At 61.2% G+C, this 21837-nt stretch carries 16 protein-coding genes and 1 pseudogene; 4 read left to right on the top strand and 13 right to left on the bottom strand.

Annotation, left to right across the window (positions count from 1 at the left end; all coding sequences use genetic code 11):
- Positions 1 to 34: 34 nt before the first annotated feature.
- The 9 genes from CQ14_RS21730 to CQ14_RS21690 form a co-directional block, all read right to left on the bottom strand.
- Entirely contained in the window at positions 35 to 1357 is a 1323-nt protein-coding gene (locus CQ14_RS21730) for an NAD(P)/FAD-dependent oxidoreductase (RefSeq protein WP_057859877.1), read from the bottom strand.
- Between the two features lie 244 nt (positions 1358 to 1601).
- Positions 1602 to 3065, bottom strand: coding sequence for an aldehyde dehydrogenase family protein (locus CQ14_RS21725; protein ID WP_057859876.1), 1464 nt, complete (start codon positions 3063 to 3065; stop codon positions 1602 to 1604).
- A gap of 84 nt (positions 3066 to 3149) precedes the next feature.
- On the bottom strand, positions 3150 to 4343 hold the full coding sequence (locus tag CQ14_RS21720) for an alanine racemase (protein WP_082649975.1): 1194 nt from the start codon (positions 4341 to 4343) through the stop codon (positions 3150 to 3152).
- Between the two features lie 11 nt (positions 4344 to 4354).
- Positions 4355 to 5122, bottom strand: a complete 768-nt coding sequence (locus tag CQ14_RS21715; RefSeq protein WP_245320449.1) for a GNAT family N-acetyltransferase — start codon at positions 5120 to 5122, stop codon at positions 4355 to 4357.
- A 278-nt stretch (positions 5123 to 5400) separates the two neighbouring features.
- A complete protein-coding gene (locus CQ14_RS21710; protein ID WP_057859874.1) occupies positions 5401 to 6711 on the bottom strand; it encodes an NAD(P)/FAD-dependent oxidoreductase in 1311 nt (436 codons plus the stop codon).
- A gap of 44 nt (positions 6712 to 6755) precedes the next feature.
- Positions 6756 to 7634, bottom strand: coding sequence for an ABC transporter permease (locus tag CQ14_RS21705; RefSeq protein WP_057859873.1), 879 nt, complete (start codon positions 7632 to 7634; stop codon positions 6756 to 6758).
- A 38-nt stretch (positions 7635 to 7672) separates the two neighbouring features.
- The gene (locus CQ14_RS21700; protein WP_057859872.1) at positions 7673 to 8623 is read right to left on the bottom strand and encodes an ABC transporter permease; all 951 of its coding nucleotides are present in this window, start codon (positions 8621 to 8623) and stop codon (positions 7673 to 7675) included.
- 74 nt (positions 8624 to 8697) lie between these two features.
- On the bottom strand, positions 8698 to 10368 hold the full coding sequence (locus CQ14_RS21695) for a peptide ABC transporter substrate-binding protein (RefSeq protein ID WP_057859871.1): 1671 nt from the start codon (positions 10366 to 10368) through the stop codon (positions 8698 to 8700).
- 23 nt (positions 10369 to 10391) lie between these two features.
- Entirely contained in the window at positions 10392 to 12056 is a 1665-nt protein-coding gene (locus CQ14_RS21690; RefSeq protein ID WP_057859870.1) for an ABC transporter ATP-binding protein, read from the bottom strand.
- A gap of 665 nt (positions 12057 to 12721) precedes the next feature.
- Here CQ14_RS21690 and CQ14_RS21685 point away from each other — a divergent pair.
- On the top strand, positions 12722 to 14047 hold the full coding sequence (locus CQ14_RS21685) for an NAD(P)/FAD-dependent oxidoreductase (RefSeq protein ID WP_057859869.1): 1326 nt from the start codon (positions 12722 to 12724) through the stop codon (positions 14045 to 14047).
- 114 nt (positions 14048 to 14161) lie between these two features.
- Positions 14162 to 14638, top strand: a complete 477-nt coding sequence (locus CQ14_RS21680) for an Lrp/AsnC family transcriptional regulator (protein WP_057859868.1) — start codon at positions 14162 to 14164, stop codon at positions 14636 to 14638.
- A 13-nt stretch (positions 14639 to 14651) separates the two neighbouring features.
- Here CQ14_RS21680 and CQ14_RS21675 read toward each other — a convergent pair.
- Positions 14652 to 15862, bottom strand: a pseudogene (locus CQ14_RS21675) (aminotransferase class III-fold pyridoxal phosphate-dependent enzyme); the annotation flags it as partial.
- Positions 15863 to 16344: 482 nt separating this feature from the next.
- Here CQ14_RS21675 and CQ14_RS21670 point away from each other — a divergent pair.
- Positions 16345 to 17034 carry a haloacid dehalogenase type II gene (locus tag CQ14_RS21670; protein ID WP_057860013.1) on the top strand — a complete coding sequence of 230 codons (690 nt, stop codon included), beginning with the start codon at positions 16345 to 16347 and terminating at the stop codon, positions 17032 to 17034.
- 134 nt (positions 17035 to 17168) lie between these two features.
- Here CQ14_RS21670 and CQ14_RS21665 read toward each other — a convergent pair whose 3' ends face one another.
- The 3 genes from CQ14_RS21665 to CQ14_RS21655 all read right to left on the bottom strand — a co-directional run bounded on the left by CQ14_RS21665 (position 17169) and on the right by CQ14_RS21655 (position 20128).
- Positions 17169 to 18626, bottom strand: coding sequence for an NAD-dependent succinate-semialdehyde dehydrogenase (locus tag CQ14_RS21665; RefSeq protein WP_057859867.1), 1458 nt, complete (start codon positions 18624 to 18626; stop codon positions 17169 to 17171).
- Between the two features lie 210 nt (positions 18627 to 18836).
- Positions 18837 to 19193, bottom strand: a complete 357-nt coding sequence (locus CQ14_RS21660) for a cupin domain-containing protein (protein ID WP_057859866.1) — start codon at positions 19191 to 19193, stop codon at positions 18837 to 18839.
- An 11-nt stretch (positions 19194 to 19204) separates the two neighbouring features.
- Complete coding sequence (locus CQ14_RS21655) at positions 19205 to 20128, bottom strand: 2-hydroxyacid dehydrogenase (RefSeq protein WP_057859865.1); 924 nt, start codon at positions 20126 to 20128, stop codon at positions 19205 to 19207.
- A 325-nt stretch (positions 20129 to 20453) separates the two neighbouring features.
- On the opposite strand from CQ14_RS21655, the gene CQ14_RS21650 reads away from it, so the two are divergent.
- The gene (locus CQ14_RS21650) at positions 20454 to 21332 is read left to right on the top strand and encodes a GNAT family N-acetyltransferase (protein WP_057859864.1); all 879 of its coding nucleotides are present in this window, start codon (positions 20454 to 20456) and stop codon (positions 21330 to 21332) included.
- The last annotated feature ends 505 nt before the right edge of the window (positions 21333 to 21837 follow it).

Raw genomic sequence — 21837 nt, 5'->3', positions numbered from 1 at the left:
CGGTACGCGTCAGGCCTGGCTTCCGGCTCGATCTTTAGATGGCGGCGATCTCCAGCTTCGAGCCGTCGACCAGACGCGACAGCCGGAACGGTGTGGGATCAACGGACGGCGCGTCGTTTACGACCAGCTCTGCGGCCAGATGGCCGAGCCCTGGGCCCAAACCGAAGCCGTGACCGGAGCAGCCCGCCGCGAGGACGAGCCCTTGTACCCCGTCCACCTGCGACACCACAGGCACTGCGTCCGGCGTGCAATCGACGAAGCCGCCCCAGGCGCTATCGATCTCTATTTCGCCGAGTTGAGGGAAAGTTTTCCGGACACTCTCCACCACTTGGCTCACCAGCCATTTAAGGGGCGGAGGATCCAGCACGCGATTCTGTTCGAAGATCCGATCGTCGTTGGTCAGCAGCGCCGGCATCGAATCCGGCCCCGAAACGAACGATTGGCCGACTCCGAGCCTGACGTTCTTCAGGCGACGCAAGAACTGCGGCATGAATTCCCGGCTATACCGGATAGCCTGGGGCGTGATTTCGAGGTTCGCCTTGCCGCTGATCGCAAGCGTATAGCTGCCGTCCAGTCGGCGCGTGATCGTGCAGTAGGGTGTGGAGACCGCCTCGCCTATGTTGATTGTCGGGGTAGAACGCAGCGCGGTCTGCCGGATGCTCGCTTGGGGGAAACTGATCCCGAGCGGCCGAAGGAAGCGCGAGGACCAGGCACCGGCGGCGCACAGCACCGCGCTGGTTCTGATATAGCCCTTCTCCGTGTGCACGCCCGCGATCTTGCCATTGGCCAAGTCGAGCGCCCGTGCGGCGCATCCCTGGTGGATCGTGGCGCCCAGAACTCTGGCCGCATCGGCGATAGCCGGCGCGGCGAGCGCAGGTTCGGCCTTGCCGTCCCGTTCCGAATAGGTCCCGCCGACCCATTTGTCGCGCGCCTCGGGGACGCGCTCGGCCACCTCCGCCCGGCTCAGTACGCGGGTGTCGACATCGTACTCCCTGGCGACCTCGCGCCACCTTTCCCAGCCGGCGAGCACAGCCTCGTCGTGGGTCGCATAGACGAGACCGCAGCGTCGAAATCCGAGGTCTCGATTGATATCGCGCGTGAGTTCGTCCCACAGCCGCATGGAGAGCACCGAGAGCGGCAGTTCGCGCCGGTCGCGGTTCTGCTGGCGGCACCAACCCCAGTTTCGGCTCGATTGTTCACAGGCGATGTGGCCCTTCTCGAGGAGCGCCACAGAGAGGCCGCGTTTCGCCAGGTAATAGGCGGCGGTAGAGCCGAGGATGCCGCCGCCGACGATGACGACGTCGGCCTCAGCCGGGAGACGCTCATCGCTGTGAATGCGCTCGACGCGGGGTGACATGTTCCAACGAATCTCGGCTGCCAAGAATGCGGAAGCAAAGTTCCGATCAGCCCTTCATCGCATCCTGCGCGCGATAGAATGTACTGAAATCGTCTAGGACTCCGCAAGATGTTCGGGTTTTTGGCCGCTTGATTGAACGAAGCTGCTCAAGTCCGACCGAGTCCCAGTTCGGCGCAGGGGCGGCGCGACCTGCTCGTCCGTTGGATCGCACTCGTGCGGTGCCAAGCAGACGTTGCCGCAGCATTCATCGGTAAAATCCGAGGACGGCCTTGGTCTCGAGATACTCCTCCATGCCCTCGAGGCCGTATTCGCGACCGTTGCCGGAGCGCTTGTAGCCGCCGAAAGGTGCGTTGGGGTCCCAATCGGGATAGTTAAGATGCACTTGACCCGACTGGATCTGCCCGGCGATTGTCCGGACCCTCTCCATATCAGTGCCCTGCACATGGGCGCCGAGGCCGTAGACGGTGTCGTTGGCGATCGCGATCGCCTCGTCCACGGTGTCGTAAGGAATGATCGACAGCACGGGGCCGAAGATCTCCTCCTGCGCGATCCGCATGTCGCGACGGACGTTCGAGAAGATGGTCGGTCGCGCATAGAAGCCAGTCTGAAGGTCGCCGGGCCGCCCTGGCCCGCCGATGACTAGCTTGGCGCCTTCATCCAGGCCGACGCCGATCATGGTCTGCACGCGCTCGAACTGCGGCCGGTTGGCGATCGGGCCATGGGTCGTGCTTTCGGCAAGGGGATCGCCGACCACCAGTTCTGAAGCGGCAGCTGCCGCCAAAGTCTCGACCTCTTCCATATGTGAGCGAGACACGAGCATGCGCGTCGGTGCGCTGCAGGATTGGCCGAGATTGCGGAAGGCGGCGCCGACGCCAAGCGGAACAGCACGGCTGAGATCGGCGTCCGGCAAGATGATATTCGGCGACTTGCCGCCGAGCTCCTGGGCAACGCGCTTGACGGTGGGCGCTGCCGCTTGCGCGGCGAGAACGCCGGCGCGCGTCGAGCCGGTGATCGAGATCATGTCCACCTGCGGATGCGACGCCAGAGCGGCGCCAACGATCGGACCTGTCCCATTGACGAGGTTGAACACGCCGGACGGGCAACCGGCAGTGTCCATCACCTCGGCGAACAGCAAGGCGCTCAGCGGCGACAATTCGCTCGGCTTCAACACAACCGTGCAGCCGGATGCGATCGCCGGGCCCACCTTGGCCGTGATCTGATAAAGTGGCCAGTTCCACGGCGTGATGAGGCCGCACACGCCGATCGCCTCGCGCATGATCGCGGTACTGCCGCGCGGAGTGACGAACGAATAGGTTGCGAGATTGTCGCGCGCGACACGGATATGTTCGGCGGCCAGCGGCACCTGGGCCCGCCGCGCGTAGGTGATGGCGGCTCCCATCTCGCACGTGAGAACCTGTGCGAACAACTCCAGCCGCTGGAGGAGCAACCCATGAACCCGGTCGAGCAGCGCCGCTCTCTCAGCAGGCGGGGTCATGGACCAACCGGCGAAGGCTCGTCTGGCAGCTGCGATGGCGCAGTCCACATCATCGTCATCGCCGAGCGCGGCGTCAGCGATCGGCTGCTCCGTCGCCGGATTGACGACGGTTGCTGCTGCCGTGACTGATCCGATCGGCTTCCGCCATTCGCCGTCGATGTAGAATTTTCCGAGGAAGCCGGCTTCCGCCAGGTGTAGAAGGGGCGAGGTCATTGGAAGCGATCCTTGATCCGGTAATAGGCGCCGATCAGCGGCAGGAACCAGGGGGGCGGGGTGGCCGGGAATGGCCGGCCAGCCCTACCAGCCGCGTATTCGCGGCCACTGAGCTTCGATTGTGTCGCTCCCGGCGGAGACGACATTGTACAGTTCGTGTTGCGACGCCGTCGCGCAGGCGTGATTGGGCAGGATTCTGATCTTCGTGCCGATAGGAAGATCCGGCAAAGCTTCGGCAGATCCGGACCTGATGGCGAGGATGCCGTGTTCCTGACTCGCCTGCGCGACGATCAGGTCGGGATAGATCTTGCCCGACAAATCGCAGACGAGACCGTAACCTTGATCGACCTGCTGCGCCGCCGTGCCACGATCGCGCGACAGGGCCATCCAGCCGGCATCAACCAGAATCCAGCCTTTCTCCGGCTTCGTGCCGATCACGGTAGCAAGAACAGAGATCGCGATATCGTCGGTGGTGCAGACACCGACACCGAGCATCACCAGATCGAAGAACATGTAGACGCCGGCTCGTATCTCCGTAACGCCGGTCAGGTCTTCGGCGAATTGGGCGGTCGGCGTCGAGCCGACGCTCACGACTGGACATTCATGCCCCGCCGCGCGCAATGTCGTTGCGGCGGCGACGGCCACGGCGCGTTCGTTCTCCGCAGCCGCGACAAGGGCCTCGGGCGCGCAGAGGCCGTAGGATTCGCCGGCATGGGCGAGAATGCCGGCGAGCCTGACGCCCGCCTCGACCATGGCGGCCGCGACGACGATGAGTTTGGGGTCGGCCGGGGTCAGCCCGCCGCGGTGACCGTCGCAGTCGATCTCGATGAAGGCGGACGGCGTTACACCAGCGGCGCGACCGGCCGCGCCGAGCATCGTCGCCTGCTCAGGCGAATCGAGCAGCACCTTGAGGTCGATGCCGGCTTTGCGGAGACGCATTGCTCTCTCGGCGGTGTGCGCTGCCAGACCCACGGCATAGGTCATGTCGCGAAAACCGTGCCGCGCGAAGTACTCCGCCTCCGCCAGGGTCGAGACAGTGATCGGGCCCGGTTCGGACCGATAGGCGCGCCGGGCGACGTCAATGGATTTTCCGGTTTTCATATGGGGACGCAGCACGACGCCTCGTGCAGCCATACGGGAGGACAGACGAGTGAGATTGCGATCCAGCCGGTCCTTGTCGAGCAGGAGAGCCGGGGTCGCCAGCGCGCCGAGCGTCTCGGTCGCCTCGCCAAGTCCGGCGTTCGGGATATCCGTTCCCTGCATCTCCAGGCGCAGCATCCCGATGTCTCCTAGCCGAATGACTGATTGGCGAGCGCGAACATGCGCGCCGGCCCGCTTGATGGCATCTGCGTGCCAAGAACCATGGTGGTGGCGTCGCCGACCTTCGGCAGCCCGATGCCTTCGAGCCAGTCCCCGAGTTGCGCGGCGGTAGAGATATCGATCCTGACGAACACGCGCCCGAGACGCGCGAGCGCGGCCTCGATCAAGGTGCGTGCATCGGTCCGGCTTCTTGCAACCACAGGACCGATGACGTGCCCGCGGCCGAAAAGACGGGAAATGGCGTAGCCGCGGGGTATGCCGTCACGCATGAGGACATAGCCGTCGCCGACCCCCATCAGCCGGTTCAACATCTCGCGTCTGGTCCAGCCGGTGGCCTCCTGATCGAGACTCACGATCGCTTCGAAATCCGACGGAGCCATTGCCCTGACGAAGCACGGCAGCTGCGCCTCATGTCGCTCCCTGGGAATTCCTTGATGTTGGTGGATGACCCCGATGGGGACGAAGCCGCGGCGCCGGTAAAGCGCCATGCCTTCGGCCGTCGAATTCAGCGTGACGATCCGTGGTCGTGCCGCGGCGAGCAGCGCGTCCATCAGTCGGGCCCCGTAACCGCGTCCCTGAGCAGCTTTCGAGACGATGATCATCCCGGCCGAAGCATGGGTCTCGCCGTAGGGCCACCAGCACGCGGTCCCAATCACGACAAACGCGCTCTGCAGAACAAATCCATGGCCCAACTGCAGCGCGAAATCCCAATCCTCGAACCGATAGGGCCAGGACATCTCTTGCGAGAGTTTTAGCGCCCCCTCCAGATGCGATCTGGCGAATGGAAGCAGGACAACGTCGTCATTGACGGGATCTTCGGCCTGATGAGCTGCGTTTGTCATGGTCGGTCAACGTCTCCTGCGCGCCCTACTCGCCAGTGCCCGACGGGCGAGCGCCTCTGACGATCCTCGCATTTGTGCAGCGTACCTTGAGCGCGGCAGCATTACGCAATCAGACTCGAGCGAAGTTCGGCAGAGTATTTCATTGATGGTGCGCCAGAACGGCCGTTCTGCTGTCAGCGGCTGGCGCGCCACAGCGCGATCCGATCACGCATCCGATAGCCCTGGATGAAGGCAGGCATGAACCACGGATTGCCTCGATAGAACGGGATGAAGGCGGGAGGGCGGAAGTCAAAGGCCGTGCGTGCCCGCTCCTCATGCCCCATGAGCTTGTGGGCCGCATGCATGCCGATCCACGGCGCCCAGACGACGCCCGAACCGCAGAAGCCGGTGGCAAAGACGATACCGTCCTTCTCGAAGATGCGCGGAATCATGTCGCGGTTCATGGCCACATTGCCGAACCAGCTATGCGAGAGCCGGACGCCCTCCAGTTCCGGAAACAGATTGACAAGGCCCTTGAGCAGAAGGAGCTTCGGAGCCACCGGATTGCCGACACGGGAACTGTCACGTCCACCGAGCAAAATGCGTTTGCCATCAGGTGAGGGTCGGTAATAGAAGCCGACTTCTCGATTCTCGGTGATCATCATGCGCTTCGGCATCAGCCGCGCCATGACTTCGGGCGCAAGCTCCTCGGTTGCAATGATCCGGCTGCGGACCGGCACCAGCCTGCGGCGCAGGAAGGGCACGGCACTATCGGTGTAGCCGTTCGTACAAACCAGCACCTGACGTGCCTGCACCGAACCGGCCGCGGTCACGACGCGGAATCCGGAGCTATCCCTCTCTATCGAGACGACCGCTGTCCGCCCGTGGACGGTCAACCCCGAAGCGAGCGCCACGCGAAGGAGTTCGGCGTGAAACTTCGCCGGATGGAGCCCACCGATGTCCATCCGAACCGAGCCGCCGCGATAGACCTCGGTGCCGATATACTTTCGCTGCTCGGCATAGGGAACGGCATAAGCCTCGACTCTCAACTTCTTCGCGAGCCTCTCCGAGGTCCGCGCCATGGCTTCGTATTGTTCGTAACCGAATGCGCCCTTGAACTGGCCCACCGGCTGGAAGTCGCACGCGAGCCCTTCCGTCTTGATGAAATCGTACAGGAACTCGCGTGCCGTCTTGCCTTCCGCCTCGATCGCCAGCGCCTTGTCTTCACCGAACCGTCGCGTGAGCGTCGCGTAATCCGGCCGAATTGTTCCGCTGGTGATTCCGCCGTTGCGCGTCGAAGCGCCCTCCCCGGGATCCATTGCATCAAAGGCAGCAACCGAGCGCCCTTCGCGCGCCAGCGCCAACCCGGCCGAGAGCCCGGCATAGCCCGCGCCCACGATCAGCACGTCGAGCTTCTTGGGCAAGGCTTGCTGACGCAGCGGCTTGAGCGGGGCGGCTTCCCACCAGTAGGGCGTCGCCTTTTCGTCAACTCTCGGCGCGTGCATGGCGTTTGCTTCTCGTATGTTCAACTGTGGCTCGGCTCAAATCGTCAAATGTGGTCGTCTCGAACGTCGAGGGCATCTCGCAGGCCGTCGCCGATGAAATTGAAGCTCGTCACCGCAATCGTGATCGCTGCACCGGGAATGATGGCAAGCCATGGAGCGCTCGCCAGATACTGCTGGGCACCGTTGAGCATGTTGCCCCAGCTGGGCATAGGCGGCTGGATTCCGTAGCCAAGGAAGCTGATATAGGCTTCGAGAAGAATTGCGCGCGCGACGGCAAGGCTTGCCGCGACGATGATTGGACCCATGGCATTGGGCAGGATCTCGCGGAACATGATATGCCTGCGGCTCAGCCCAACCATGCGTGCAGCCTGGACAAATTCGCGCTCGCGCAGCGAGCGGACCTCGGCCTCGACTATTCTGGCGGTCTCCATCCAGCTCGTGACGGCAATGATCACGGTGATCATCACCGGGCTGGGCCGCAGCGTTGCGGCCAGCGCCAGGACGAGGAAAATCGAGGGATAGGAAAGGAAGCCGTCCACGGTGCGCATCAGCCCCGCCCCGACCCAGCCTCCCCGATAGCCCGCCGTCACCCCGACCAGCGTGCCGATCAGCGTTGACAGCAGCATCGCGGAGAATCCCACGAGCAGCGAGACCCGCCCGGCCATCAATAGCCGCGCCGCCAAATCACGCCCAAGCGGGTCGGTGCCGAAGTAGTGATCACCGCTCAGCGGTGGAGCAAAGCGGGCGCGCAGATCGATTTGGAGCGAGTCGTATGGCAACACATAGGGACCGATAGCGCACGCCAACACGAGCAGGGTGATCATCGCGATCCCCACGAGCGCCAGATGATGACGCATGAAGCGGTACACCGCGCGGCTGTGCCACCAGCGAGTTGGAGTTGCATGCACGGCAATGGCGGTCATATCTGCTGCCTCCTGTTAACAGGCGTGGGTCCGCAGGCTCAGGCCAGGCGGATGCGCGGGTCGACGGTAGCGATGACGATGTCGGCGATCAGGTTGCCCAGCACGACCAGGATGGCCGAGAATATCAGTAGGCCCATTACGACCGGATAGTCGCTATAACCGAGGCTATCGAGAAACAACCGACCCATTCCCGGCCAAGTGAAGACCGTCTCGGTAACCAGCGCGCCGGTCAGAATGCTGGGCAGTTGCATCCCTGCCAGCGTGATCATCGGCAAAAGCGCGTTGCCGACCACATGCTTCAGCAAGATGCGGCGCTCGCTTAGGCCTTTGGCACGAGCCGTCTTGATGAAATCCTGGCTCAGCGCGTCCAGTGTCGCCGTGCGCATGTAACGGCTCCAGATCGCGACATGGACCAGCGACAGCACCAAGCTCGGCAAGATCAGGTGATGCAGATAGTCCAGTACCGAGCCGTCGCCGATCGTGTACATGTTGCCTGCCGGAACCCAACCGAGTTTCAGGGTGAAGATGTAGATGCCGATGAGGCCGAACCAGAAAGTCGGGACCGACAGCGCGACCATGGCACCGACCGTCGCGCAGTAGTCGAAGAGAGAATAGCGGTGGGTGGCACCGCGGATGCCGATCCAGGAACCGATCGCGATCGCCAATGCAGTAGACGTCCCCATGAGGAGCAGCGTCGCCGACAGATGCCGCCCAATCACGGTCAATACCGAAGAGCCGTCGCGGAATGAATGCCCCCAGTCGCCCTGAATCAACCGCCAAGCCCAGTCGAGATACTGAATCCACAGCGGCCGGTTCAGCCCTAGCTGCTCTGCAAGTCGCTCCACGTCCTTCTGGGTCATGCCGGGATCAAGCCCGAATTGCGCAAGAGGACCGCCCGGCATGAGATTGAGAACCGTGAAGCCGATGATCGAGACGATCACCAGCAGCACGATGCTCTGCGAGAGACGATTGAGCAGGAATCCCGACATTCGAGTCTCCATTTTACCTTGATAGGGCCAGTCGGTCGCCGCTGCTGGCTATGCCGGCCTCGGGCGTCGGCACGTCAACTCGCCCAATGCCACGCCACCGCGTTCCAGGATTCCGTGCGCGTGTTGCCGTTTGGCACGACGCCCGAAATCCCCTTCTTTTGGCCCTGGACCGCATTGCTCTGGTACAGCGGAAGGAAGGGCAGGTCCCGACGGACAAGCTCTTGAACGCGATGATAGATCGAGCGCCGCGCGTCCGGATCGAAGGTGCGAGCTCCCCTGTCGAGCAAGGCATCGACTTCCGAATTGGCGTACTGCGCGTTGTTCGAACCACGCCCGCCCTTCGCTCCGATCGAACGCGAGTGCAAGCGGTTGGTGACATCCGGGTCTGCGCCGATCAGATACGAGCTGCCGACGATCACGGAATCGAACTGCGATTGCATCCAGAACTCGCCCCACATCACGGCGGCGGGCAAGTTCGATATCTTCATCTCGACGCCTAACTGTGCAAATGTCTGCTGCAGGAACTGCTGCGCCTGCTCGCGAAGCGGGTCGCCTGATGTGGTCGAGTTGGCGAACGACAAGCGGACGCCGCCTTTGGCGCGAATGCCATCCCGTCCGGGCACCCAGCCGGCCTTGTCGAGAATCTTGCGCGCGCGGTCCAGATTGTATTCGTGTGCCGGCAGGTTGGGGTTGTAGTACAAGGATTGCTTCGGCATGAAGGTTTCCGTCGGCGTCGGCACTCCGTAATAGAGTCCCTGGATGATCGCCTCCTTGTCGATCGCCGCGTAGAGCGCTTCGCGAACCGCAAGTTCCTTGAACTGGGGACGCTCGAGGTTCAGGTAAAAGGATTCGAATGAGGCTCTTGGGACCAGGGTGACAACGCGGTTCGGCAGCGCCTTGGCTTCCCGATAGTGGTCAGGGGTGATGTAGGGCTGCCCCACGAGATCCACATCGCCGCTCTTGAACTGAGTGTAGAGGACGGTGAGATCGGGAATGTATTTGAAGACCAGCCTCTCGATGTGAGGGCCTTCGCCGAAATATTCGAGGTTTGCGACGAGCTCAAGATGATCGCCCGGGACCCGCTTGCCCCACTTGAATGCGCCGGTGCCGACCGGAGCCTGATTGAAGGCGGCGTTGCTTGGATTGGCCTCCTTCTCGAGGATGTGCTTGGGGACGATGAAGGTTTCGGTCAGGAACGACAAATACGGCGCAAAAGCTTCTTCCATTCGCCACGAGATCTCCGTGGGCGAGATCACCGTGATGTCGCGCACGAGCGCATGGCCGGCCGTGCGCCAACTCCGGAAATTGGGATTCATGATCAGTTCGAGGGTGAACTTCACATCCTCGGCGCTGAAAGGCTTGCCGTCGTGCCAGCGGACATCCTCACGCAAACGAATGCGCCATTTGAGACCGTCCTCCGAAATGCCGCCGTTCTTCTGGTTCGGCACTTCCACGGCGAGGTTGGGCTGAATGACACCTTGGGGATCGATACGGAAGAGCGCGTCGAAAACCGAGAAATGCACGCCATCATCGACTTCGATGTGTGCCATCAGCGGATTGAAGACGGTCGGCTCTTGTCCGAGCCCGACGATCACGCGGCCGGTCGGCTTTGCCGCAGAGGTGCGCGCGAAGGCAGGTTTGCCAAGGAGATTCGGCGCGATAAGGCCTGCAGCTCCGCTCAACGCCAGCATCCGCAGAGCATCACGCCGGGAGCAGTTCGATATAGTTGCAGAACGCTTGGTCATAACGTCTCTCCTCCATTGCGGTGTTACGGATTTGCTGCATGTTCGAGCATGCTTCCCGCTTGCTCCCCCGGGATCGCCGCTACCAGTTCTCGCGTGTAGCTGGATTTTGGGTCGAGGAAGATCTGGGACGGCGGCCCGCGTTCGACGATCTGCCCGCGATGCATGACGGCGATTTCATCGCAGATCTGGCTTGCGACGCGCAGGTCATGGGTGATGAAAATCATCGAGACGCCGGTCTCCCGCTGAATCTGGTCCAGCAGCTTCAAGATCTGAGCCTGGATCGATACGTCGAGCGCAGAGACTGCTTCGTCGGCAATCAGCAATTTCGGTTTGAACATCAGCGCCCGGGCGATGCCGATGCGCTGGCGCTGCCCGCCGGAGAACTCGTGCGGAAAGCGATCGAAGGCTCCTGAATCGAGGCCGACATGGGACAGAAGCTCGCGCGCCCGCTCACACGCCTCGCTATAGGGCATTCCATGCGCGACCGGGCCGACTGTGAGGATGTGCCCGACCGTCGATCGCGGGTTGAGCGATGCAAAAGGATCCTGAAAGATCATCTGGATTTTGGGCCGCAGCGACCGAAACTCGGCTTCGGAAAGCCCGGCAATGTCTCGGCCTTCGAACAGAATCGAACCGCTGTCGCACGCCATGAGTTTGATCAGCAGCCGTCCGAGCGATGATTTGCCCGAACCGCTTTCCCCGACAACGCCCAGCGTGCGGCCCGACGTGAGATCGAACGTCACGCCGTTGACCGCGGGCACGATGCGCCGCTTGCCGAAAAGCGCGCTGCCGCTGCGATAGGTTTTTGCGAGGCATTCAACCTTCAGGATGGACGCGCGGTCCGCTGCTTGCAAGGGAACACGGTCCTTGCCGGTCAGGTGCGGCACGGCCGCGATCAGGCGTCGCGTATAGAGATGGCTGGGCGACTTCAGTACCCGCTCGGCACTGCCCTGCTCCACGCAATGGCCCTTCTCCATCACCACAACGTAATCGGCAATCTCCGCGACGACTCCGAAATCGTGGGTGATGAACATGACGCTCATTCCCTTGCGGCGCTGAATGTCGCGGATCAACTGAAGGATCTGCGCCTGGGTCGTCACGTCCAGCGCGGTGGTCGGCTCGTCCGCAATCAGGATCGCCGGCTCAAGAGCCAAAGCCATGGCGATCATCACCCGTTGCCGCTGCCCGCCCGACAGTCGGAATGGATACTGGTGATACATGAGCTGCGGATCGGGCAGGCCCACTTCGTTCAACAAGTCGATGGCCCGGCTGCGACGGGATTTCGGCGTACCGACGGCGTGGGCCGCCATTACTTCCTCGATCTGCGCACCCACTGTCATCAGAGGGTTCAGCGCAGAGAGAGGGTCCTGAAAGATCATCGACACGACCCGGCCGCGAAGGCTGCGGAGTTTGTCGGGCGAGAGGCCAACGATGTTGATCCCGTCCAGGTGAATCTCACCCGAAGAAACGCGGATCACTTTCGGCAGGAGCCCCATGATCGCGTTGGCAGTAACCGACTTCCCCGATCCAGATTCGCCGATGATGCACAGGATCTGACCGCGCTTCAGATCGAAGGAGATGTTCTCGACAGCGTAGGCCCGCTCCATTCCCTCCGGCAGACTTACGGTCAGGTCGCGCACCGAGAGCGCCACATCGGCGGGGGTTACAGGCTGGATGCCAGAGGCCATAAGAACATCCTCCCCTTTCAACCTGGTCCGATCATCCTGCTGAGGGGCGAGCCTTCGGCTCCTTGCGTCGCCGCGCTTCTGGGGCAGTTCGACAATTCGGCGGTCAACCTGCCATTCCTTCATTGGAGGCCGGGGCATGATTCAGGCCCGCTTGAGCAATATGCAGGAGCGGATGCTCAGATGACAACGCCGGCCAGGTCGGCCACCGCCATCGCGAGGAAGCCCATAGAGCGTCGCCATCTCTATCGCTTCGGCCAAGGCCTGCTCCTGGACAAGGCTCATGCAGTTCGCCTCCTCGGACATCGACCCATTGATCGAGATTGAATGGTTCTCCTGATTTTGACGACTTCGATCACCCTGGAGTCGCCGAAACGCGGCATTCGGGCAGCACGAACTTCTGAAAACGAAGTCCGATTTGGCATTTCAGTCTGCATCGCGAGATCCGCTGACGCGCGGCGGATGCATGTTTTTTCCTGGCCGACCCGATTGCAGAGGGTGTGGGTCGGTCTCCACACAGCGAGATGCGGCGCAAGCCGAGTATTCCCGCAATAATAGCCTGTGTCCAAGGCAGCAAACGGCAGGATATTCCGTCCGATCACGAAAGTCCGCGGGGCCTGCCGCACCACCTCCGTTACGTTACCGCAACCACGGGAGGTCCCCGCCCAATGAGCGCGCCGCTCATCCATATCGAATCCAGTCCATCGCTGCCTCACGAGGCAGACGTCGTCGTCATTGGCGGCGGAGTGGTGGGAGTGTTCACGAGCTATTACCTCGCCCGTCGCGGTCTAAAGGTCGCGTTACTAGAAAAGGGTCGGGTTGCTGCCGAGCAGTCCAGCCGCAACTGGGGATGGTGCCGCCAACAGAACCGCGATGCGCGCGAGTTGCCGATGGCGACCAAGAGTCTCGATCTCTGGGAGAGAGTTGCCCAGGAGACCGGTGAAGATACGGGTTTCCGCCGCTGCGGCCTTCTGTATTTGTCGAACGACGAAAATGAGCTGGCAGGCTGGGCAAAGTGGCGAGACTTCGCCAGGACCGTCGGCGTTACGACGCACATGCTGAGCGCGGAAGAGGCGAGCGAGAGAGGCAAGACGACGGGCCGCAAGTGGAAAGGCGGCGTCTTCTCTCCGACCGACGGGACGGCAGATACCTCAAAGGCCGTGCCCATCGCCGCGCGTGCGATCATGGCGGCGGGTGGCACGGTACACCAGCACTGCGCGGCTCGCGGTGTAGAGCTCAGCGCCGGCCGGGTCAGCGGCGTGGTGACCGAAGCGGGCACGATCCGGACGAAGACAGTAGTTATGGCAGGAGGCGCGTGGGCTTCTTCGTTCTGCAACCAGCTCGGAATTCGCTTCCCGCAGGCGTCCGTGCGCCAGTCCATTCTCGCCGTCGCTCCCGGCGTGGCCGGTCTGCCTGATGCCCTGCACACTGCGCTGGTATCGCTCACCCGGCGCGGCAACGGCGGATACACGCTGGCGATCAGTGGTCGCGCGCGAGTCGATCCCACGGCGCAGCAGTTCAGGTTCGGCCGCGAATTCCTACCGATGTTCGCACGACGGTGGCGAAGTCTTGCCCCTGGCGCCTTCGAAGGCTTGCGGCAAGGTCATGAAAGCTTGGCGAAATGGGCGCTCGATGAGGTGACTCCGATGGAGCTGAACCGGATACTTAATCCCCGTCCCGACATGAGGCAGATTCGGTTGACACATCAACGAGCTTGCCAGTTGGTGCCCGAACTCCAGCACGTTGCAATCTCAAACATCTGGGCCGGCTACATCGACAGCACGCCGGACGGCATTCCGGCAATCGGTGAAGTTGAGTCGATTCCGGGTTTCATCCTGGCGGCGGGATTCAGCGGCCACGGCTTCGGGATCGGTCCCGGCGCGGGACATATGATCGCCGACATCATTACTGGTAGCGCGCCGATCGTCGACCCGCGCCCTTACACGCCGGAACGGCTGAAAATGAGCGCCTGGGGCAAGGTCAGCGAGTTCTAGAAAAGCAGTTTCCACCCCAGTGGGAAAAGGAGCTGGTTGATGCTATGACAATGCGAATGACACTGAAGCCTCAAAGCCCTGACGCCGTTATCGCCCCCATCTCATGGCCTTGCGATGAAGCTCGATAAGATCGACATCAGGATTTTATGCGAACTGCAGAAGAACGGGCGGATTTCCAACGTCGAGCTCTCGGAGCTGATAAACCTTTCCCCTAGCCCATGTCTGATGCGCGTCAAGAGGCTCCAGACCGAGGGGTTCATCACCGGCTATTCCGCCCAGATCGACGTCTCCAAGCTCGGACAAACTCTGACCGTTTTCGCCGAAATAACCCTGAAGAATCATCGGCAAATCGATTTCGCTCGCTTTCTCACGACGATCGAGAAGATCGATTCCGTCGTCGAATGCCATCTCGTTTCGGGTGGGTACGACTATCTCGTAAAATTCATCACGGCCGGGATCAGCGAATACCAGGCGGTCATGGAACGCCTCGTGGAGATGGATATCGGCATCGACAAATACTTCAGCTTTGTCGTGCTGAAATCCCCCATCGTGAAATCCCATCTGCCGCTCGAAAGCATCTTCAGTAGCTGAAGAACAGCAGCGATCATCCTTTCATCGCCGCGCGGACGTCGCTGTCTTCGAGCGTCTGGTCCAGCGTGGTCCTAGTCCGTTCGATGATGCCGTCGATGTCCGCAGCCGTGCAGCAGAGCGGTGGCGCATAGCCCAGCACGCCCTGGGCAAAGGCGCGGATGACGAGGCCGTTGTCCCATGCGCGGTCGAAAATGCGGCGCGCAGGGTCGGCCGCCGCCGGCAGCGGCGTCTTACGTTCCTTGTCGGCGACAAGCTCGATTGCGGCCAGCATGCCACGACCGCGGACATCGCCGACGAGCGGATGATCGGCCAGCGCGCGAAGACCTTCCATCAGGCGGTGCCCGGCCTTCCGGCCGTTTTCCAGCAAGCCGTTTTCGTAGAGGTCAAGGCAGGCGAGCCCGACGGCTGCGCTGACGGGATGTGCGGAATAGGTGTAGCCGTGGCCGACGGCCGTCTTGCCGGCGCCGTCAGCAATCGTGTCGTAAACGCGGTCGGACATCAAGACGGCCCCCATCGGCACATAGCCGGAAGTCAGCCCCTTTGCCGTGGTCATGAGATCCGGCACGACGTCGTCCCCCTCACAGGCGAACAGCGGACCGACACGGCCGAAACCGGTAATAACCTCATCGGCAACGAACAGAATATCGTGCTCCTTGCAAACAGCGCGCATTTCCTTCAGCCACGATGGCGGCGGAACGAGGACGCCTCCCGAGCCCTGGATCGGCTCGACATAGAAGGCGGCGACGCGATCTGCGCCAAGTTCGGCGATCTTGTCCCGCAGGGCCGCGACCGACGCTGCAATAATAGCCTGGGGATGGGTCCCAACCGGATTGCGATAGGCATAGTGCGAGGGAATTTTGTGCTGCCAGCTATAGGGTACTCCAAAGCCCGCATGAAACGCCGGCAACGCGGTCAAGCCAGACCCTGCCGTCGACGATCCATGGTAGCCATGCTCGACGGAAATGAACTGGTCCTTCTGTGGCCTTCCCTTGGCATGATAATAGTACCGGATGAATCGGATCGTGCTGTCGACGGCATCCGAGCCACCCAACGTGAAGTAGACATGGTTCAGGTCACCAGGCGCCAGTTCAGCCAGCCTGGCGGCCAGCCGGATAGCCGGCTCGGAGCCCAGTCCGAAATAGCCTGTCGCATAGGGCAGTTCGCGCAACTGCCTCGTGGCCGCTTCAACGATGCTATCTTGTCCGTACCCTGCATTGACACACCNAAAGGCCGGCGAACCCGTCGAGCAATTGACGTCCCGAGGCATCGGTCAAGGTNCGCGCCCTTCGCCGATTTCAACACCCGCACACCTAGCGCCTCATGGCTGCGGTAGGATGCGACCGGGTGAACCAGATGCGCTCGATCCAGTTCGATCAGCGAATTGCTTAACATGTCGACCTCCATATCAACCCGAAAACAAGTTAGGATATCGAGGTCAGCAGTTCCTCCCAAGCAGAGCCTGGACCAAAGGAGTTTTGACTTTCATTGGTGATTGACGCCGCATCTAATGCCGGAGCAGGTCCGGCGCCTGGCGGTGCTGCTCAATTCGAAAGGTTGCCAGGCGGAACGCTCTGCCAAAGCTTCGACCCGATACGACACAATCTGCTTCCGGCTCCGGCGAAAGCGGCGCTTTATCTTACGAGATGCTCATTATGATGCTTGTCGTACCGGCACGCAGTGCCGAGAGGATAGGAGGATTCCACGTCATGACGAAGTTCCGACCGAAATATATCACCTTCGATTGCTACGGCACGCTGACGAATTTCGACATGGCCGGTGCGGCAAGGAGAGTCTACGGCTCCCAGCTTTCCGCCACGACGATGGCAAATTTCATCAAAGATTTCGCTGCCTATCGCCTGGACGAGGTTCTTGGCGCGTGGAAGCCGTACTTCGAGGTCGTGCATAATTCGGTAGAGCGTACGTGCAAGCGCAACGGTGTCATATTTCGGCCGGAGGATGCCCAGCGCATCAACGAGGAGATCCACACATGGGGTCCACATCCTGACGTCCCGGCGGGTCTGGCCAAAGTTGCAAGGGAGATTCCCCTGGTCATCCTGTCGAACTCCATGAAGAACCTCATCATGTCGAACGTGGAGAAGCTCGGCGCCCCCTTCCACACGGTGATCACGGCCGAGGAAACCGGCGCCTACAAGCCGCACATGAAGGGCTTTGAGTACATGTTTGACAAGCTGGGCTGCGGTCCGGAAGACATCACCCACGTCTCATCCTCCTTCCGCTACGACCTGATGACCGCCTACGACCTGGGTATCAAGAGCAAGGTATGGGTGAACCGCGGTCATGAGCCCGCGAACCCCTTCTATGAATACATCGAGGTCGCTGACATCGGGGGGCTCGCCGCGGCAGTCGGGTTGGAGCCTCTTCGTAAGAGCGCGTGAAAGCGTATTCCTTTCGCGATCGTGCGCGGCGCTCAAGGTCTTAAGCTTCAATAGCGATCGATGCATTTGTGAAGAAGAAAGGGGGCGGTTCGACCGCCCCTTTTCCTGTTTCAGCTACCGGTCCGATGGATCGCTCAGTCCAACCCGCCGACATGGAGCGCCTTGATCTCGAGATATTCGTCTATCCCGAGCTGGGAGCCTTCACGTCCCAATCCCGACTGCTTTACACCGCCGAAAGGCGCAACCTCCGTCGAGATCAGGCCGGTGTTCAGGCCGACCATACCGAACTCCAGCGCCCCGGCAACACGCCATGAGCGCTTGAGGTTCTCCGTGTAGAAATAGGCGGCAAGGCCGAACGGCGTGCCGTTTGCGATCGCAATCGCCTCGTCCTCCGTCTCGAAGCGAAAGAGCGGTGCGACTGGTCCGAAAGTCTCCTCCGAAGCGAGCAGCATCTCAGTCGTCGCGCCACCAAGCACGACAGGGCGCGCATATTGCCGATCTTCCGGCACCGTTTCACTCTGCGCGATGATCTTCGCGCCCTTGTCCAGCGCGTCGATGACGTGCCGCTTGATCTTTTCGATCGCCGCGCCATTGATCATCGGCCCGATTTCGACCCCTTCTTCCGTACCGGCGCCGACTTTCATTGTCGCGACCCGGCTGGCGAGCTTCTGTGCGAAGGCGTCGTAAATGCCTGATTGCACGAGAATGCGATTGCAGCAAACGCACGTCTGTCCACCATTGCGGAACTTCGACGCAATCGCGCCCTCGACGGCCCGGTCGAGATCGGCATCGTCAAAGACGATGAACGGCGCATTGCCGCCGAGCTCGAGGCTGAGCTTCTTGATGTTGTCGGCGGCGCCTTTCATCAGCAGCGCGCCCACGCGGGTCGATCCGGTGAACGAGATCTTGCGGACGGCTTCATTGGCCATCAGCTCCTTGCCGATTTCCGCCGGCATGCCGGTCACGATGTTGATCACGCCCGCGGGAATTCCCGCCCGCTCCGCCAGAAGACCGATTGCGAGGGCCGAGAAGGGCGTGAATTCGGAGGGCTTGATGACCACGGTGCAGCCGGCAGCCAGCGCGGGGGCCACTTTGCGCGTGATCATTGCATTCGGGAAATTCCACGGCGTGATGATCCCGCAGACGCCCACCGGCTCTTTCAGCACCAAAATGCGGCGATCGATAGTGGGTGAAGGAATCATCGATCCGTTGATCCGCCGCGCCTCTTCCGCAAACCATTTGACGAAGGAGGCCCCATAGCGGATTTCTCCGAGCGATTCGGCCAGCGGCTTGCCCTGCTCCAGCGTCAGCAGAAGCGCCAGATCCTGCTCATGGTACCGCATGAGCTCATACCAGCGCTCCAGAAGCATCGCACGCTCTGCATGAGCCTTTGTCTTCCACTGCTTAAAGGCATCCGCAGCGACGGCGATTGCTGCCCTGGTCTCGTCACGCGCCATGTCGGGGATGGTACCAAGCACTTTCTGGCTGGCGGGATTGATGACATCAACGGTGGCTTTCGTGCTCGCATCCCGCCAGTTGCCGCCGATCAGCGCTTGCTGGCGAAACAGATCCTTGTCCTTCAATGCAATCATGGGCTTGCTCCTTGCCTTCGGGCCCGACCCCGCCATCACTGCCTGGATTTGCGATTGGCGGGACGATCCGTCTCACGCGAGCAGTACAGGATCGCACGCCGCATTTCTCATTGAGAATGAATGGTTTGACGGCGTTGAATCTGGCCGGACGCGGGCTCGAAAGTCGATTGTTCTGAGGGCCGTTTGATAGTGCTGCCCTCGGCATCGCGCTCAGTCATAATGGCAGACGTAGATCTTTCGCACGGTCTCGATCGTGCGCCAGACCCCGACGAAGCCAGGTTTCATCACAAAGCTGTCGCCGGCGCGGTATCTCCGGGTCTCACCACCCTTTTCCTCGATTTCGATAAGGCCCGAAAGAAGATGGCAGAATTCGAAGGTGGTGCCCTTGATGGAATGGGTCTCGCCGGGCGTAGCTTCCCAGACGCCGGTCAGCACCTTCTCGCCTTTCGAGGCGTCCTGCGCCCAGGTCTTGAACGATGGATTGCCTGAAATGAGCCGTTCCGGAGCAGGCAAGGCGTGCTTTGGTGCGAAGGCCGGATTGGTGTCGATGGTGATCAGAAGTGACATGAATTTTCCTGTTAGTAGCCGAGGGTTCGATCGACAAGGCCGATCGGATTTCTGCCGGCGCGATGGCGCCTGATGTTTTCTATGACGGATTGTGCTGCCGTATGCGGCTGCGTCACGGACGCGATATGCGGCGTGATGATCACCTTCGGATGGAACCAGAGTGGATGGCTTTCGGGCAGTGGCTCGGGATCGGTAACGTCGAGCATGGCTGCTGCAAGGCGGCCGCTGTCGAGCGCCTCGATCAGTGCGCCTTGGTCGAGCTGCGGACCGCGGCCAACATGCAGCAGCCTCGCTCCCACTGGCAAAAGCGAGAAGAGCCTTGCGTTCAGGATGCCGCTCGTTTGCTCCGTCAGGGGCAGAAGACAGACGAGGATATCCGTTCCTTGCAGGAAGTCGCCGAGCTGATCCTCGCCATGGAAACAGGTGACACCCTCAACCACCTTCTTGCTGCGGCTCCAAGCGGCAAGGGGAAATCCAAATGGCTTCAAGCGATCGATCGCAGCTTGCGCCAGCATGCCAAGGCCCAGGAAGCCCACGCGCCGATCGGTCGCTTGGGAGGTTGCAAGAGCTTGCCAAAGCCCTCTTCCCTGCTGCTCCCGATAGGCCAGCATCTCGCGATGGAGCGTCAGCACCCCGAGGACGACGTATTCCTGCATCATGCGTATGATGCCATCCTCGACCATGCGCACGAGCTTGACGTGATCAGGTATGGTGTCCGGCTTGAACTGGTCCACCCCCGCACCGAGGGAAAACAGCACTTCCAGATTGCGGAAGCGCGAGGCGTCGTCCGGCACGTTCCAGGTCAGCAGGTAGCGTACCTTTTCCGGGTCGATAGATTCGCTACAATGGTAGAATTCCAGATCAGGGAGTTCGCACGCAAAAGCCTCCCGGAAGACTGCCCCCCTGGCAGCATCAGAATTAAAGAGAAATGCCATCGATGCACGCCCCTGTCTTGCTCGGTATGTCGACGACGCCGGGAAAAGCGATTAGCCTCGCAAGACTTTCTCGAGCATTCACGGCGGCCCACTCTGCCTGCACAATTTGCCGAACATCGAGATGGTAGCTGCAAGCCGGAGCTTTCCCTGCCGAATTGCGATGCAATACAGGCCGAAGATTTCGAAAAGACCGCCCAAACAGGGGAAACCTGCTGGGTTTCCGTGCGATACTGCGGCGAAATAGCCTGCTGCCGTATCGTGGCGGGAGGACAAAAGGCGCGATGTGCCAGAGACCGGCATCCCGCGAAAGAATGGACGAGTTGAAATGGGGCGAACGGTACGCGTAAAGTCCTTTGAACTGGCCGCGAGGGACATCAACGACGTTGATGTGAAGCTGCTGCACGCTCTTTCGATCGCGGTTGGCTGGCCGCATCGGCCCAAGGACTGGGATTTCCTGCGACGCGCCGGACAGGGCATCGTCGCTGTTGATGGCATCGGGCGCGTTTTCGGCAGCGCGATGTGGTTCCCCCATGGACGCGAGTTTGCCACCGTCGGCTTGGTGATCACATCGCCCCGCACCCAGGCACAAGGTACTGGCCGCTGGCTCATGAAGCAGGTGTTTGAGCGGTGTGGCGAGCGGAATTTGAGCCTGAACTCGACCGACGCAGCCTATCATCTTTATCTTTCGCTGGGCTTCAGGAAGGAAGCAGTCGTGTATCAGTGGCAGGGTGAGGTCGTGTCACCTCTCCCGCCGGTGCCAGTTCTGGACGGTGAATTGACATCGCTGGCAGCCGAGAATGTTGAAGAAATCGCAGCACTGGATGAGCGCGCATTCGGAACAAGCCGTCAGAGGCTGCTTGCATTGCTTTCAGAGGGCGCGTCAATTTGCGTTCTGCGCCGCGGCGGCGAGATCGCCGGCTATTCCATGAAGCGCGAATTCGGGCGTGGTCACGTGATCGGTCCGATCGTCGCCAGCAATGATCGTGACGCGATCCATCTCACGGCCGTGCATCTCAAAGATCTCGTCGGGCGGTTCGCCCGCGTCGATACGCGGGAGCAGACGGGTCCCTTTGCCGACTTTCTTCAGCAGAGCCGTCTTGGGATGAACGACACTGTCACGACCATGTCCAAGGGACGGCGATTCCTGAACCGGAAGGAAGGTGAGCCCTGGGTATACGGATTGGCCGGTCACGCGTTGAGCTGAAGCTGCGAAGCGAATCGCCTGTTGCGGGAGCAGCTGCCAACCATGCCGATCACGGCCCAAAGAAGCGGGTCATGTTCTGGCGGCTAGAAGAGGGGCGCTTCGCTCGCGACGCGGGGTTAAACGAACCCGAGCGCACAAAAGCGTACTTTAGCGTACAAAATCGCGCAAATGGCGGAGAGAGTGCGAGTCAAACAAACGATTCACGATCGCCTTCCCATCACGCGCACATCGAGCATCGCGCCGCGTGAATCAAAACAGATTAACTTTTGTCGTAACAGCCGCTGACTCAGCTTGTCGGAATGAAGGATTAACAATCTTCTATAAGTACTTGNCGCGATGGTGGGCGCACCAGGGCTCGAACCTGGGACCCGCTGATTAAGAGTCATGAGACCAATGAGTTAAATCAACAACTTACGTTGTCGAACGTGAGATTCCGATCACCATGAATCAAAGGCTTACAGGTCGCTTTGTCGAACAAATCCAGCTGAGCAGCAGATAGCTCGAT

Source organism: Bradyrhizobium lablabi, assembly GCF_001440475.1.
In the GTDB taxonomy this organism is placed as follows: domain Bacteria; phylum Pseudomonadota; class Alphaproteobacteria; order Rhizobiales; family Xanthobacteraceae; genus Bradyrhizobium; species Bradyrhizobium lablabi.
The sequence above is the reverse complement of the archived record's forward strand: the minus strand, read 5'-3'. Positions and strand labels throughout refer to the sequence as shown.